Annotated in this window: 11 protein-coding genes and 1 pseudogene; 7 read left to right on the plus strand and 5 right to left on the minus strand. The window is 66.8% G+C overall.

Going from position 1 to position 14450, the window contains the following annotated elements:
• Positions 1-679: caspase family protein (locus VFG33_RS02625; protein WP_325021964.1), on the minus strand; the 679-nt coding region annotated here is incomplete at its 3' end.
• Between the two features lie 133 nt (positions 680-812).
• On the minus strand, positions 813-1871 hold the full coding sequence (locus VFG33_RS02630) for a putative sugar O-methyltransferase (RefSeq protein WP_325021967.1): 1059 nt from the start codon (positions 1869-1871) through the stop codon (positions 813-815).
• Positions 1872-2841: 970 nt separating this feature from the next.
• Between VFG33_RS02630 and VFG33_RS02635 the strand changes: the two genes are divergently transcribed.
• The 3 genes from VFG33_RS02635 (at position 2842) to VFG33_RS02645 (ending at position 7250) form a co-directional block, all read left to right on the plus strand.
• Positions 2842-3369 carry a hypothetical protein gene (locus tag VFG33_RS02635; protein ID WP_325021969.1) on the plus strand — a complete coding sequence of 176 codons (528 nt, stop codon included), beginning with the start codon at positions 2842-2844 and terminating at the stop codon, positions 3367-3369.
• 122 nt (positions 3370-3491) lie between these two features.
• On the plus strand, positions 3492-4151 hold the full coding sequence (locus VFG33_RS02640) for an NADPH-dependent F420 reductase (protein ID WP_325021971.1): 660 nt from the start codon (positions 3492-3494) through the stop codon (positions 4149-4151).
• A gap of 129 nt (positions 4152-4280) precedes the next feature.
• Positions 4281-7250, plus strand: a complete 2970-nt coding sequence (locus VFG33_RS02645; RefSeq protein ID WP_325021973.1) for a helix-turn-helix transcriptional regulator — start codon at positions 4281-4283, stop codon at positions 7248-7250.
• A gap of 51 nt (positions 7251-7301) precedes the next feature.
• Here VFG33_RS02645 and VFG33_RS02650 read toward each other — a convergent pair whose 3' ends face one another.
• Complete coding sequence (locus VFG33_RS02650) at positions 7302-7667, minus strand: hypothetical protein (protein WP_325021976.1); 366 nt, start codon at positions 7665-7667, stop codon at positions 7302-7304.
• Between the two features lie 39 nt (positions 7668-7706).
• The gene (locus VFG33_RS02655; RefSeq protein ID WP_325021978.1) at positions 7707-8063 is read right to left on the minus strand and encodes a hypothetical protein; all 357 of its coding nucleotides are present in this window, start codon (positions 8061-8063) and stop codon (positions 7707-7709) included.
• A 256-nt stretch (positions 8064-8319) separates the two neighbouring features.
• Between VFG33_RS02655 and VFG33_RS02660 the strand changes: the two genes are divergently transcribed.
• From VFG33_RS02660 to VFG33_RS02675, 4 genes are all read left to right on the plus strand, one after another.
• On the plus strand, positions 8320-9984 hold the full coding sequence (locus VFG33_RS02660) for an NAD(P)/FAD-dependent oxidoreductase (RefSeq protein WP_325021980.1): 1665 nt from the start codon (positions 8320-8322) through the stop codon (positions 9982-9984).
• 117 nt (positions 9985-10101) lie between these two features.
• Positions 10102-12477 carry an SGNH/GDSL hydrolase family protein gene (locus VFG33_RS02665; protein WP_325021982.1) on the plus strand — a complete coding sequence of 792 codons (2376 nt, stop codon included), beginning with the start codon at positions 10102-10104 and terminating at the stop codon, positions 12475-12477.
• A 77-nt stretch (positions 12478-12554) separates the two neighbouring features.
• Positions 12555-13103, plus strand: coding sequence for a DUF4265 domain-containing protein (locus tag VFG33_RS02670; protein ID WP_325021984.1), 549 nt, complete (start codon positions 12555-12557; stop codon positions 13101-13103).
• Positions 13097-13924 (plus strand): MBL fold metallo-hydrolase, encoded by an 828-nt coding sequence (locus VFG33_RS02675; RefSeq protein WP_325021987.1) that lies wholly within the window; start codon positions 13097-13099, stop codon positions 13922-13924. The genes VFG33_RS02670 and VFG33_RS02675 overlap by 7 nt, the downstream gene beginning before the upstream one ends.
• Positions 13925-14015: 91 nt before the next feature.
• Here VFG33_RS02675 and VFG33_RS02680 read toward each other — a convergent pair.
• Positions 14016-14450: pseudogene (locus VFG33_RS02680) on the minus strand (hypothetical protein); the annotation flags it as partial.

The raw sequence follows: 14450 nt of genomic DNA on the forward strand, positions 1-14450 counted from the left end.
TCACGAACCCGACCAGTTCGGTGAGACCGACCCAGCCATCCCCGTCGCGGTCTGCTTCGCCAGTGGTGAGGCCATCCACGACTGCCCCAGTGAACACCGACGGCCTCGGCTGATCCGTGACCGCGAGCTGAGCGCCTTCGAAGGCGTACTCCATCGCGCTCGACGCTGTGACGATCACCCGTCCGCGCCCGCCACCCACGTTCTCCTGCCCGGCGAAGGCGTCGCGGACCTGCGCCTCTCCTGCCGCCCGTACGACCATGCCGCGCGGGAACGCTCCGCCGTAACAGCAGTCCAGGAACAACGCGATCCGCTGTGCGCGGCTGTCTGCCATCTGCCGGTTGACGAAGTCCGCCGCCACCGCCGTCGCCGCCAGCCGGGTCGGTCGGGTGTCGGCCATGGCCAGGAACAACTCGCCGGCCGCGTTCTTCAGGCCGTGGCAGGAGAAGTGCAGCAACAGCAGGTCCTGGGCTGCTCGGTCGGCGAAGAAATCCTCGACCGCCAAGCGGATCTCCTGCGCCGACTTGTTGTGCAGGACCTCCACCGCGAAGTCACCGACCGCCGGATCAGCGAGCGCCTCAGCAAGGGCCGCCGCATCTTGTGCCGGTGCGGCCAGTCGGCGCAAACCAGGATCTGCGTACTGGTCGTTGGCCACGACGAGCGCGAATCGCGAGTCGTCCATCCCCCATTGCACCCCTCCACCGGTGCGCGCAACCGCGGCACCTGACACGACCACCATGCGCCTGATGTGCCCGACTCACAAGGCACTGGAAGGGATGCCCATGGCTACCGAATATGGCCGGTAGCTGGTGCCGTCAGTTCTTCTTCAGCACGTTCACCTGGCGGCCGTCGTGGACGAGCGGTTCGTCGTACTGTCCGACCAGTGTGTAGCCGCGGTTCTCGAACATTCCGACGATGTCCGCCGACTTGACCGGTTCCATTGAGCCTCGATCGCCTGCCTTCTCGGCCTTGTACGTGCCCTCCCGGGAGTTCAGCGACACGGCGTACCTGACGCCTTTGGCGCACACCGCGCCGACGTACCGCTCGACCACGTCGAACTCCATCTCCTGGAACGAGAACGAGTTGACGAAAACGTCGAAATCGCCCTGCACATCCTCGATCCGCCAGCTCGGAAACACCCCCGAGCGCGTCACCTCGATCGGGCCACTCGCCGCGACCGAGGAGTCGTACGTCGCCACCCGGTCGGTGCCGAACAGCCGGGTCAGGTAGTACGACGCGACTGTGACCAGCGGCGGGATGTCGATATCGACGTACCGGGCACCGGAATCGCGCGCGAGGACGATCTCGCCGAGAACGCCGAAGCCGCCACCGATCTCGAGGAAGCTCTTCGGCGGGACCTCGACGTGGTTCGACAGGGCAGCCAGCAGGATCAAGTAGTTGACGTAGGGCCGGCCGAACCTGATGCCGTCGATTCCGCTCAACTGGTACGCCTGGGGCGGAGTACCGACGGGGCTCTCACCGAGATTGCGGAGATCCGCCGGCCAACGCTGGTGATTCCAGCAGACGCCCGCAACGTCGTAGTCGCGGCGAGCCTCCAATGAGCCGTTCAGCGCGGAGGCGACCCAGCCCTCGCTCGCCCAGCGGTTTACCTGGGCTGCGGCCTTGTAGGTTGCGGCGATAGAGGCGTTGCTGAACCCGTTGCCGTACTTCGGATAGAACCAGGTGTGAGAGTTCGGCCAGCTCTTGAACTTCTCCAGGCCGTCGGTGTCCATGTCCTTGAGGAGCTGCACCACGCCGGGACCCCAGAAGTTGGTCGGCCGGTAGATGGGCTCGCAAGCATCCAGCTCGGCGAGGGTGCGCTCGGTCAACCTGGCCCAGTCCGAACGCCGCGCGCGACTGCTTACGGACGACATAGACCTGAGGCTACTCAGACGGCCCCGCTCACGCAGCACCGATCATCCAAACTGCGGGTTGACTCGCCCGGCACAGCGCGTTCCGTCCCCACGGTGCTCGGCGACCCTTTACAGCAAACATTTGATCGTTCCGCGCACCATGTTTAGCTGCGTGGCGCAATGCCACCGCCCAAGCGAAAGCACTCCTCAGTGTATTACTTGGCCAGGTGAGCGTGAATCCTCTTTATGCAGCTGGCGGCTGGCGGAAGTGAAGTGGCGGTGCAAGACTCGCAGGGATGACGGAGCCGCCATCGCCGGGCTCTGCGACTGTTCCACGGCCTGGCCCCTGCGCCGGCCGCCGTTGATCGCGGACCCGGCCGGCCCGGGAAGGCAGGAGACGGGATGTCCGACCAACCTAGAGTCCGTGCGGAGTTGCGGGCGCAAATCGAAACTCGACGGGCGGGCATCGCTGCCTTTCTGCACGAAGTCCGACCGCGCCGCAATCGACTGACCAACATCAGCATCGTCAGTAGCGCGATGGCGGCCGTTTTCGTGGCAGGTCCGGCACTCGCGGGTCCGCCATTCACAGACAGCGTCAAACGAGAATTGTCACTGAGTAGCAGTGCGAATGTTTGGAGACCTCTCTGTCTGGCCGCGTTGATCGTCTCATTGGTGGCGGTCATTTCCAGTAACCTCAGCAAATCTCAGGACCTCGCAGCCCGCGTCACTGCCGCAGAGGTCTGCAGTGCGGAGCTCGAGGGTGTGATGACATCCCTCCAATTCGGACACCTCTCAGTGGAGGAGGCAATCGAGCAATACCACCAGTGCGTCAGCAAGATCCCGTTCGTCGAGGAACTGCCAGACAGGTCGCGCTCCCCCAGAGGGACTTGAGCGCTGGCGGATCCTGGTCCGGAAGAACATAGGTCCGCAGGCCTCGATTGAAAGCATCGAAGAAGTTCTGACGTTGCTTCGCTCTGTTCAGGCCGCTGCAGTGGCAGCCGACGACATCGCCGGCGGCTACTTCTCAGGCACCGGTCAGGAGGCGGACCGGCCAGCCAAGGCACTGTGGATCGACCGACTGACCTTCCAGAATCCGCTCGACGTGTGGATAGGGGCCCGCTCTGCCTGCTCGCCTACCAGATCCTCAGATCACAGGGGTGTCAGCCCCGATCTGCCAAACCCGGATGCGTACGACCGAGACGATGCTATCGCCCAAGCCCGGAGGCTCCTGCACGGAGCCGGCCTAGACCTCGATGAGCTGATGCGCTCGGACGAGGAACGCTCGGCCGCACCGGAAGCTGCACCGGAGAGCCCAGGAGCTGTCAATCCGCAAGGAGCGGATGAGCCCGAGCCTTACAATCCGCGCATCGCCGACGCGATAGAGCCAAAGCTCACGGATGCCGAACTGCTGGCCGCTTTCACAGAAGCCCAACGGCTCCGGCACCTCCAAGAGCTAGGTCAGCGCGATCGACCCCGGCCAGACCGAGACGATGACCCGCCGAGCCGGTCCGACAGGTGAGCCTGGCTACGGCTACAGCGCCGATGACCGCCGCGGCTGTGGGGATCGCTGACGAGCCCGGTGGATTATCGAGGGCCGTTTTGGCGTTGTAGCTGAGTATCAGCTACTTACCAGGAGCAACAGTGAAGATCGGCATCATTGGTTCAGGTCGCATCGGCGGCACCCTCACCCGGCGCCTGACGGCCCTCGGGCACGAGGTCTCCGTGGTGAACTCGCGGGGTCCGGAGACGCTGCTCGACCTACAGGCCGAGACCGGAGCGACTCCGGTCCAGGTCGGAGACGTTGCCAAGGGCGCCGAGATCGTCATCGTGACGATTCCGGAGAAGGCGGTCCCCGGACTGCCGAAAGACCTGTTCGACAACGCCGCAGAGGGATACGCGGTAATCGACACCAACAACTACTACCCGCAGCGCGACGGGCGGATCGCAGGCATCGAGGACGAGGGCCTGACCGAGAGCGGCTGGGTAGCCGAGCAGCTCGGTCAGCCAGTGAACAAGGCCTTCAACAACATCAACTTCCAGCACTTGCTGGACCTCGGCGTCGCGCCCGGCGAGCCGGGGCGGATCGCGCTACCCGTTGCCGGTGACAACGAAGAAGCCAAGGCAAAGGTACTGCGGCTCGTCGACGACCTCGGCTTCGACCCAATCGACGCCGGCAGCCTCGCCGACTCCTGGCGCCAGCAGCCCGGAACCCCCGCCTACGGCACCAACCTCGATGCCGACGGCGTCCGCAAGGCCCTAGCCGAAGCCAGCCCGATCCGCCCACCAGAACTCCGCGGCTAACCACCAGCGTTCGTCAGTGCCCCCTGCACGACCCTTCGCATCAGGCAATCCGTCGAGATTGTCGAGTTCGGTGCGATTAGGCCGGTCATGACATGGCCTGCCTGGGGTCGCCAGGTGGACACTGAGTGGATGGGGGCGGCGCAAGTACGGCCGAATCCTCGGCTCGTAGGCCGGGGCGACGAGCAGCGACTTCTCGCGGATGCTCTGAAGGCGGCCGCGGGTGGTCATCCGTGTGCAGTCGTGGTCCACGGCGAGGCCGGCGCAGGCAAGACACGGCTGGTCCGAGACACCTGCGACAGCATGGACGCCAATATCCAGGTGCTCTGGGGGACCTGCGTGCACTTCGGTGAGGCGTCGGTTCCGTTCGCGCCGGTGACCGGTGCGATTCAGTCGTGGCTTGCACGGGCAGACGCTCGGACGCGCGCCGAGGTTCTGGCCGGGGCTGGTGAGCTCGGCACGCTGCTGCCGTCGCTCGGCGGCGCCACGTCGGGGGAACCGGGACGGCTGCTGCCGCTGATCGACCTGGTGTTAAACCGCATCGCCGACCGGCGGCCCGCCGTGGTGGTGATCGACGACCTGCAGTGGGCGGACCGTACCTCGCTGGACGTGCTGGCCTATCTGATCACCGGGTTCCGCGACCAGCGCCTAGCACTGGTCGCGACCTGTCGAGATGAGCACCGAGGTGAGGGCCATCCGCTGCACGGCTGGCTCGCCGACATGCGTCGCATGCCACTGTTCACAGAGATCCACCTGGACCGACTAGACCTGGCAGCGACCGAGACTCAGATCCAGGGCCTGCTCGGTCGCGCGGTGGACATCGAACTCGCAGCCCAGGTCCACGCGCGTTCGGCCGGCAATCCCTACCTCACTGAACTCCTGGTCGGCCCTCTGACCGGGGATGAGGCAGATCTCCCAGCGACGGCACCTGCCGCTCTTCGCGACGCGCTGCTCGCCAGCTGGCACGGCCTGTCTGCCTCAGCGCGCCAGGTGACCCGGGTACTCGCGGTCGGCGGCCGCCCGATTGACCTCGCGGTTCTTGCCGGCGTGGCCGCCGAACACGGCGTCGAACCCACACTGCTATCCGACTGCCTGACGGAAGCGCAGGACCACGGCGTCGTACGACACGATGGCGACCATCGGCCCTGGTTCCGCCACCCGCTGCTTGCCGAGGTCCTGTACGACGCCATGCCGCCCGGCGAGGCCGCGGGCATCCACACGACCTATGTGCGCTCGCTCGAGCGGCTGTCCGCTGGACAGCCCACGCGCGGCGCAGCCGACCTGGCAATTCACAATCATCGCGCCGGCAGACTCGACGACGCCTACCGCTGGTCGTTGGCCGCGGCCGACAACGCGGCGGAATTGCACGCCTCGACCGAGGAGGCACTCCACTTGGAGCGCGCCTGCTCGTTGTGGGACGAGGTGTCACCGAACGTGCGGGGCTCATCGGGCCAACACGTGGATCTGCTCCGCCGAACCAGCCGGATCTGCGGAAACGCCGGAAGGCTCGACTCGGCCATCTCCCTGCTTGACCAGGCACTGACCCTGATCGACAGGGATCGCCAGCCACTCCTGACCAGCAGCCTGCTGCTCGCGTGGTGGAAAGCGACCTATCAACGCTCGGCAGCCGGAAAAGCGGTCCTCGACGAACTCGTCGAGGCGGTTCGGCTCACAGAGGCGTTCCCTGACAGCCCTGAGCGCGCGCTGGCGCTAGCGGGATTGGCAAACGCTGAGCACTCGGACTCACTGCTCGGCGAAGCGGTGACCCACTCAGAGGAAGCCGTGCGGGCCGCGCGACGATCTGGGTCCCAGCTGGCACTCGCGGCCGCTCTCAGCACCCGCGGCCTCGCCCACCTCCAGGACTTCCCGGCGGGCCCGTTGGCCGACGCGCTGGAGGCAGTGCGTCTTGCGCGGTCGTGCGGCTCCACAGAATGGCTGGAGGACGCCGCGACGTTGCAGGTCAAGTGCCTGACCCACCTCGGCCGGATCGACGAGGCCACTGCCGTGGCGCAGGAGGCGTTCGAGGATCTCCTTGTGGCGGGCTCGGAGTGGGGCTATTACCTCGCCTCGGAGGCCGCGATCGGGTTGCTGATCCTGGGCCGTTGGGACGATTGCCGAGAGCTGCTGCGGACGGCCTTGGCTGCGGGCTGTGGTGGCATTCCCGCCGCATCGATCCGGCTGGTGGCGGCACAGTTGGCGGCCAGATCCGGCCGTCTTCCGGAGGCCAAGCAGCACTTGAACCGGGCTCTCGAGCTGATCGCCGAGGACTTCGCGGCACTTCGCGGTTCCCTGACAATTGTCGGCGCGGAGATCTTCCTCGCGTCCGGCGAACCGGGGAAGGCGCTGCAATGGCTCCACAGCCGGATCGTCGTACCTACTGCCGCGAGGCCGAACTACCGCGAGGACGTCCTCGCGTTGTTCGCCAACGCCGCCGCCGAAACCGCCCAGGCCGCCCGAGATACCGGTGACGCCCACGGTGTGGCGCAGGCGATCGCTGCTCTCGAGGACGTCCTCGGCAGGTGGCCGGTGGAGCCGTTCACGACGCCCCGGCCGGATGTCGCGGACCATGCCATGGCCAAGGCCCTGTTCGAGGCAGCGGTTGCCCGCTGCAAGGGAACAGTCGGCCAGGCGGAACTATGGCAGCGCGCCGTCGAGAAGAGTCAGGCGGCGGGAGCGCCCTGGGAGGAAGCTACCTCGCGCTTGCGCTGTGCGGAGGCCATGCTCGCCGAAGGGTCAGCGGCATCGAAGGTGAGCGAGCATCTCCTGAACGCCCATCGGCGCGCGGTCCAACTCGGAGCGGAGCCATTCCGGCATCAGATCGAGGCCCTTGCCCGGCTCGCACGCGTCAACCTTCGTGTACCCGTGCCGCTGCCGGCATCCCCCGACATTCCCGCCGCGTTGGCAGGACTCACTGTCCGCGAGCGGGAAATCCTGGCCTTTCTCGTGGCCGGGCGATCGAACGGTGAGATCGCCAAGGAACTGGTGATCAGCAACAAGACCGTCAGCGTCCATGTCTCCAGCATCCTGCGGAAGACCGGCACCTCAAGTCGGGTGGAGGCGGCAGCACTTGCTGAGCGGCTAGCCACCGGTCGCAATCACTGACGGGACTTGCCGTACGTCGTACCTGCGCGCGCAGGTACGACGTACTGCCACCTAGCCGGCCAGCGTGGCGCGCCGATCCAGTTCGACCGGCGCCCGCAGGTCGAACACCACTCGTGCCGGCGCCGCGGGGTCGTACATGATCGGGACTCGTTGTCCGACGTGCGGCACCGCGCCAGGCAGCGGATACTGCACATCGTTCTGAATGAGCGAGGTCCCCACCGAGAAGCGGACCAACAGGAACGTGCGATTGCCCGCACGCAACATCGAGATCACCTCGGCGTCCACCGGGCGCCAGGTTGCGAACTCGCTGCCCGGGTCCGGCCCTTCGTGACGCCCGCCAAACCAGCCGGCTAGAACCAGTAGGCCGACCACCACCACCGCCACCCCGGCAAGGATCACCAGCTCGACAGTCAACATCGGTCACCACCTCCTCTCGCGACAATCCCGGCGGCCGAGCTAGCCGGCCAGCAGGTTGCGACGCCGATACAGCCACATACCGCCGAAGGCGACACCTGCACCGCCGAGCGCCGAGGCTCCCAGCTGGACACCCTGGAACTCGTTCTCGTCCGACGAACTCGACGCCTCCAGAGCGGCGACCTGGTTGAGAGGAAGGCCCGGGTTGTTGGATTCCTCGCTCGTGGCTCCGAACCCTGGGTAGCCAGAGCCCTCGTCCGGCCAGTCGTGTGGGCTTGCCGGACCAGTAGTGGATCTGCTGCCTGGATCCTTCACCATCGCCGAAGCCTCGGTCGTGCTGAGGGCGACGGCGCCCATCGCGAGTGCGGCCAGTGCGAGGGCTGAGTACTTGTGGTTCATGATTCCTCCCCTGAGGGTTGCTGCGACGGGATCGCCGCTTCATCTCACGGTCGGCTCACAGCCCACACAGCCACATCGGGCACACCACCTCAGAAATAGGCGCATCGGCCTTAGATCCCGGAACTCGGCTGCGCGATTGTTCGTGGTCCCCGGCCCGTCATTCGCGAAGTCAGCGGGCGATGGCGATCCACGGCCGGTGGGCGGGATGGACAGATGATCGGCCCGGACGGCAGAGTGCGTCTTGGGGGTGGGGGAAATGCCGAAGTCGATCTTCTTCATCGTGGCGAACGACCGCACGGTACTGGACGCATTGACCGAGGATCTTCGCCGGCGGTTCGGCGCGGACTACCGCATACTCGGCGCCGCCTCCGCGGGTACGGCGCTGACCATGCTCGCAGAGCTGGCGGCCGGCGCGGCGGAGGTCGCAGTACTGTTCGCGGCCCAGAACGCGCCCGACCAGTCGGGCGTGGAGGTGCTCAGCCAAGCGCATGCGATCTTCCCGTCGGCCAAGCGCGTCCTGATGATCGACCGCGGCGACTGGTCGGCGGCGCATCCGGCTGTTTCGGCGATGGCGCTCGGGCTGATCGACTACCACCTGTACAAGCCGTGGTACCCGTTGGAACGCATCCTGTACCCGGCTGTGTCCGAGTTTCTCGCGGCCTGGGACAAGTCCCGCGAGCCGGACTCGGTCGCGCTCCGTATCGTCGGGCGGCCGCGATCAGCCCGTGCGCACGAGATCCGCGACGTCCTCACCCGAGTAGGCATCCCGTACTGGTTCTACGACGATGACTCCGAAGCCGGCCGGCGCGTTCTGCGAGAGGCGGGCGCGGACGGCTCCCGGCTGCCCGTGGTCGTATATCTCGACGGGACTGTTCTCGCCGACCCATCGCACGCGGAACTGATGGCCACCCTCGGCCTGAAGACCCGGCCCGACGTCAGCAGGTACGACGTCGTCATCATCGGGGCCGGCCCCGCCGGTCTCGCCGCCGCCGTGTACGCAGCGTCCGAGGGCCTGGAGACACTGATCCTTGAACCTGTGGTGCCGGGCGGGCAGGCAGGAACCAGCTCGCTGATCCGCAACTACCTCGGGTTCCAGCGTGGCATCAGTGGCGAGGACCTGACCAACCGCGCGGTCGAGCAGGCATGGCTGTTCGGTGCTGACCTCGTGCTGTCGCAGGAGGCGACCTGGCTGGGCATCAGCGGAGCAGAGCGACTGGTGCGGACCTCCGACGGGAGCCAGGTGAGCGCACGCGCGGTCGTCATCGCAACCGGCGTTTCCTGGAAGCGCCTCGGCCTGCCATCGCTGGAGAACCTGATCGGAGCGGGTGTCTTTTACGGCGCCGCCGGAGCCGAGGCGCGGGCGATGGCGGGCCGGAACGTCTTCTTGGTGGGCGCCGGAAACTCGGCAGGCCAGGCCGCGCTTCACCTCGCCAAGTACGCCGAGACGGTGACGATGCTTGTCCGGGGCGACTCGCTCGGCAGATCCATGTCCGACTATCTCGTGACCGAGATCGAGAAGTCATCGAACATCCAGGTGCGGCACCGGACCGAGATAGTCGACGGCGGTGGCCGGGGGTACCTCGAGACCCTCACGCTCCACAACCTGTCCAGCGACGCAACCGAGGTCGTGCCCGCCTCCGCGTTGTTCCTGATGATCGGCGCCGAGCCCCACACGGAATGGCTCAGCGGGTCCGTGGAACGTGACGACCGAGGCTTCATCATCACCGGGCGCGACCTGGTCCGGGCTGGCGCACCGCCGGCCGACTGGCCGCTCGAGCGCGCTCCGATGTTGCTCGAGACCAGCGTTCCCGGCGTCTTCGCGGCCGGCGACGTACGGCACCGATCGGTCAAGCGGGTCGCGTCCGCCGTCGGCGAAGGAGCCGTCGCCATCCAGCTCATCCACGAGTACCTCGCTGAGTGAGTCTCGGCGAGGTGGCCGGTTCGCCCCGACCCACGGCGGCGTCCTCGCCGACGCCGGACAACTATTGACTGCGACGGGGTCGGAAGGGAAACTCGTTCACGACTGCGAGGAGATCCCATGTCCTACGTCCGGAGAATGACGCTAACCGCCGGCACCGTGCTCGCACTGGTACTCGGCCTGACAAGCCCGGCCTCCGCGGCCGGCCAGGACGCCCAGTCGACGGCACCGCGGCATGACTGGGCCGGTACCTGGTCGGCCTCGGCGTCCGGCACCGTGCCCAACCTCCCCACCGGATATGCGGACCGGAGCATCCGCAACGTCGTGCACACCAGCGTTGGTGGTTCGGGTGTGCGGGTCTCACTGACCAACGTCCTCGGCATCGCGGCGGTGCGGATGGACGCGGTGACGGTCGCGGTCGCCGATGCGCCCGACGCGCCGGACGCGGTCGCGGGCACGATGCGAACGCTCACCTTCGGCGGCGCGCCGTCGGTGACCATCCCGGTCGGCGGCGAGGTGCTGAGCGACCCGATTTCCCTTGCCGTACCGGAAGATGGCGACCTCCTGGTCAGCGTGTACACCCCGATCTCGTCCGGGCCGGTGACCTACCACCAGGTGGCCAACCAGACCTCGTACCTGTCGCAGAACGGTGACCACGCGGCCGAGGAGTCCGGCGCAGCGTTCACCCAGACGATCACCTTCTGGCCGTACGTGAGCGGCGTGGACGTTCTGGGAAAGGCCAAGGGCACGGTGGTCACGCTCGGCGACTCGATCACCGACGGGAACAACTCGACTCGGAACGCGAACCACCGCTGGCCGGACTACCTGGCCGACCGGCTGATCGCCGCGCACGGGCCGACGCGGCTCGGCGTGGTCAACGCCGGCATCAGCTCGAACCGGTTGCTCAACAACACCTGGAACCCCAACGCACTCTCCAGGTTGGACCGTGACGTGCTGACCGCGACCGGCGCGCGCTCGGTGGTCGTCATGCTGGGAATCAACGACATCGGCGCCCCGCCGCAGCACCACGAGCCATCGGAGATCATCGCGGCGCTGGGCCAGATTGCGGCTCAGGCCAAGGCGAAGGGACTGCAAGTCACCGGTGGCACGCTCACGCCGTTCGGCGGGTCGAGCAACTACACCGAGGAACTAGAAGGCGTGCGGCAGGCGGTCAACAACTTCATCCGCCACAGCGGCACGTTCGACGCGGTGGCCGACTTCGACGTCGCGCTGCGGGACCCCGCGGTGCCGAACCGCTTGCGGGCGGAGTACGACTCCGGCGACCATCTACACCCGAAGGACGCCGGTTACCAGGCGATGGCGGCGGCCGTTGACCTGGACAAGCTGGACAATCGCCCGCCCGGCCACTGGGTCGGCACCTGGCAGACGGCTATGGCGCGGACGACACCCGGTGCCGACCAGGGCATGCCGAACCACTCGATCCGCAACGTGGTGCACACCAGCGTGGGTGGCGACGCAGCTCGCGTGCGCCTGTCCAACGCGCTCGGCACAGTGCCGGTCCTGATGGGACGGACGACGGTGGCGGTGGCGACCAGGCCCGACGCACCGGACGCGGTCGCCGGCACGATGCGCGAGCTGACCTTCAGCGGCGCGCCATCGGTGACCATCCCAGCCGGCAGCGAGGTGCTCAGCGACCCGATTTCCCTTGCCGTGCCGGCAGACGGGGACTTGCTGGTGACCGTCTACACCCCGGCGCCGTCCGGCCCAGTGACCGAGCACCCGCGTTCGTACCAGACGTCGTTCATCACCGCGGACGGCGACCACGCGGCGGACGAGCAGGGCACGGCATTCACCCAGCCGACCTCGGCGTGGTACTACGTGACGGCCGTAGACGTCCGGTCTACTTCTGCGCGCGGCGCGGTGGTGACCTTCGGCGATTCGATCACCGACGGGGACAAGTCGACCATCAACGCGAACCTGCGGTGGCCCGATGTCCTCGCGGACCGGCTCGCCGCCGAGCCGGGACCGACCAGGCTCGGCGTGGTCAACAGCGGCATCAGCGGCAACCGGATCCTGGACAGCAGCACGGGAACCGGGATCGGTGGCCCGAACGCGTTCGCCCGCCTGTCCCGGGACATGCTGACCACGTCCGGGGCGCGCACGGTGATCATGCTCGAGGGCGTCAACGACATCCTCAACCTAGAACACCCCGACCCGGAGACCCTGAAGCTCGCCCTGCGGCAGATGGCCGCCCAGGCACACGCACAGGGCCTGCGTGTCGTCGTCGGAACCATCACGCCGATCAAGGGATGGCGCTCCTACACCGAGGAAAGGGAGACCGTCCGGCAGTCCGTGAACGAGTTCATCCGCACGAGTGACGACTTCGACGCCGTCGTCGACTTCGACGCCGTGGTGCGTGACCCGGCCGACCCACAACGGATCAACCCGCCGTACGACTCGGGCGACCACCTGCACCCGTCGGATGCGGGCTACCGTGCAATGGCCGAGGCCATCAACCTCGCCACACTCCGCTGACTACCCGCTTCAGGCACCGGCGGTCGTCGAGGACGATGTAGGCAGAACATGACGGCTCCCTGTCCTAGGGTGCTTCTGTGGATCACCAGTACAAGGAGCACCCTTCTCCAACCGGCCGGCTCGTGGACGGGCAGCTCGTACCGGTTCCGGGGTCCGTGTCTGCGGATGCGACAGTCTGGCTTGCTCTGCCAGCGGAATCTGACGACGTGCAGGTCTGGGAAGGCTTGGCGGCGCACAGAGGGGCGAGTGATAACAGGGTCGAGGTTCGAGCCGTCCCCTTCTTCGCCTATGACGTCAACTACGGCGACGAACTTTCAGTCGTCGCCTCCGCGGAGGGACCGCTCGTCGCAACGGGCATCACCAAGGACAGTGGGAACTACACCTTTCGCGTCTGGCTTCCCGCGAGTACAACCGACAGTGCCGTCCAAGAACTAGCGAACGAGTTCGGCCCCCTTGGCTGCCTCATCGAGCCGTACAGCACCAAGCTCATCGGCCTCTCATGCGGGCCGGATGAAGCTCAGGCTGTAGCAGATGCCTTGCAGGCAGGAGAAGAGAGCGGCCGCTTCCTCTACGAGACCGGGCGACAACGATGGCAAACCACAAGCGGAAGGTGGGGCCCGTGCTGAGGCAGGTCGCAGAGGGTGTGCTGGTCCACCAGAGCGAGTTACTCGAGAACAACGCCGTTGTCGTGCAAGGCCGGGCCGGCGTGTTGCTCGTCGACCCTGGGCTAACAGGCGACGAAATGGCCTGTCTCGCGAACGACCTTCGCGAGTTGGGCCAGCCTGTTGTGGCAGGCTTCGCGACGCATCCTGATTGGGATCACGTGCTATGGCACCCCGCGCTCGGCGAAGCGCCCCGTTACGGTACGGCCCGCTGTGCAGACTTTATGCGGGAAGTGCGGTCGAACGCGGACTGGAAGACCCACGTCGCCGAGGGGTTGCCGCCGGAGATCGCCGGCGAGGTACCGCTGGACCTGTTCGGCCTCATCACCGGTCTGCCTGCGGAAACTGCGCAGATTCCGTGGGATGGCCCTGCCGTCCGGATCATCGAGCATCCGGCGCATGCCCCGGGCCATGCAGCGCTGTTGATCGAGGAACGCGGGGTTCTCGTCGCCGGAGACATGCTTTCTGATGTCCTGATACCGATGCTCGACAACACCACTGACGCGATTGAGGACTACCTTGTCGGGCTGCGGCTGCTTGAGGATGTGGCGGACGACGTTGATGTCCTCATCCCCGGTCACGGGTCCGTCGGCGACGTTGATCAGGTACGCACACGGATCGACCAGGATCGCGCGTACCTGCACGCCTTGCGTGACGGCCAGGCTCCCAGCGACCCGCGGCTCGGCCCATCAGCTAAGGCCGGCTGGGAGTGGGTAGACGATATTCACACCGGACAAGCCCAGCGCGTCGCCCGAATGAGCGAGCACGACGGGACACCCGGCTAGCGATCGGCCGCGGCACACGATGACCCCGATCGACCAGACGAAGACCATCGAGGCCTAACCGACGCAGCACTCGGCCACATCCTTTGCGCGCCTACTGCGTCCGAATCTCGCCAACCTTGATCGCGGTAAGCCGCACGTGGAGGGCGCTGGCAGTGCCGCCCGGCCGGCAACTGAAGGTGGCCGTGCCCGGCTCGGTCAGTACCAGGGCCGCCTCCAAACTGACGCCGCCGACGCCAAACGTTGGCTCGAGGGGTACATACATAGAGTCCAATCCCTCGTTCAGCTGACAGGTGGCAGCGTTCTTGTCATCGCTGGTGTTGTCGATCTGAGCCTTACCGGTCACGACATATGACCCGGCAGGCAACGACAGCTCAGCCACCGTGGTCGTCGTGAAGCTGGGCAGGAACGTCGTGCGCGGCGCCTGGAAGTACGCCGTACTGGGTCCGGTCGGCCCCGCCTCCCCCTTCGGGCCCGGAGCGCCGACCGCCCCCGTGGGTCCGGTTACGCCGACCGGGCCTTGGGGCCG

The organism is Kribbella sp. (assembly GCF_035687465.1).
In the GTDB taxonomy this organism is placed as follows: domain Bacteria; phylum Actinomycetota; class Actinomycetes; order Propionibacteriales; family Kribbellaceae; genus Kribbella.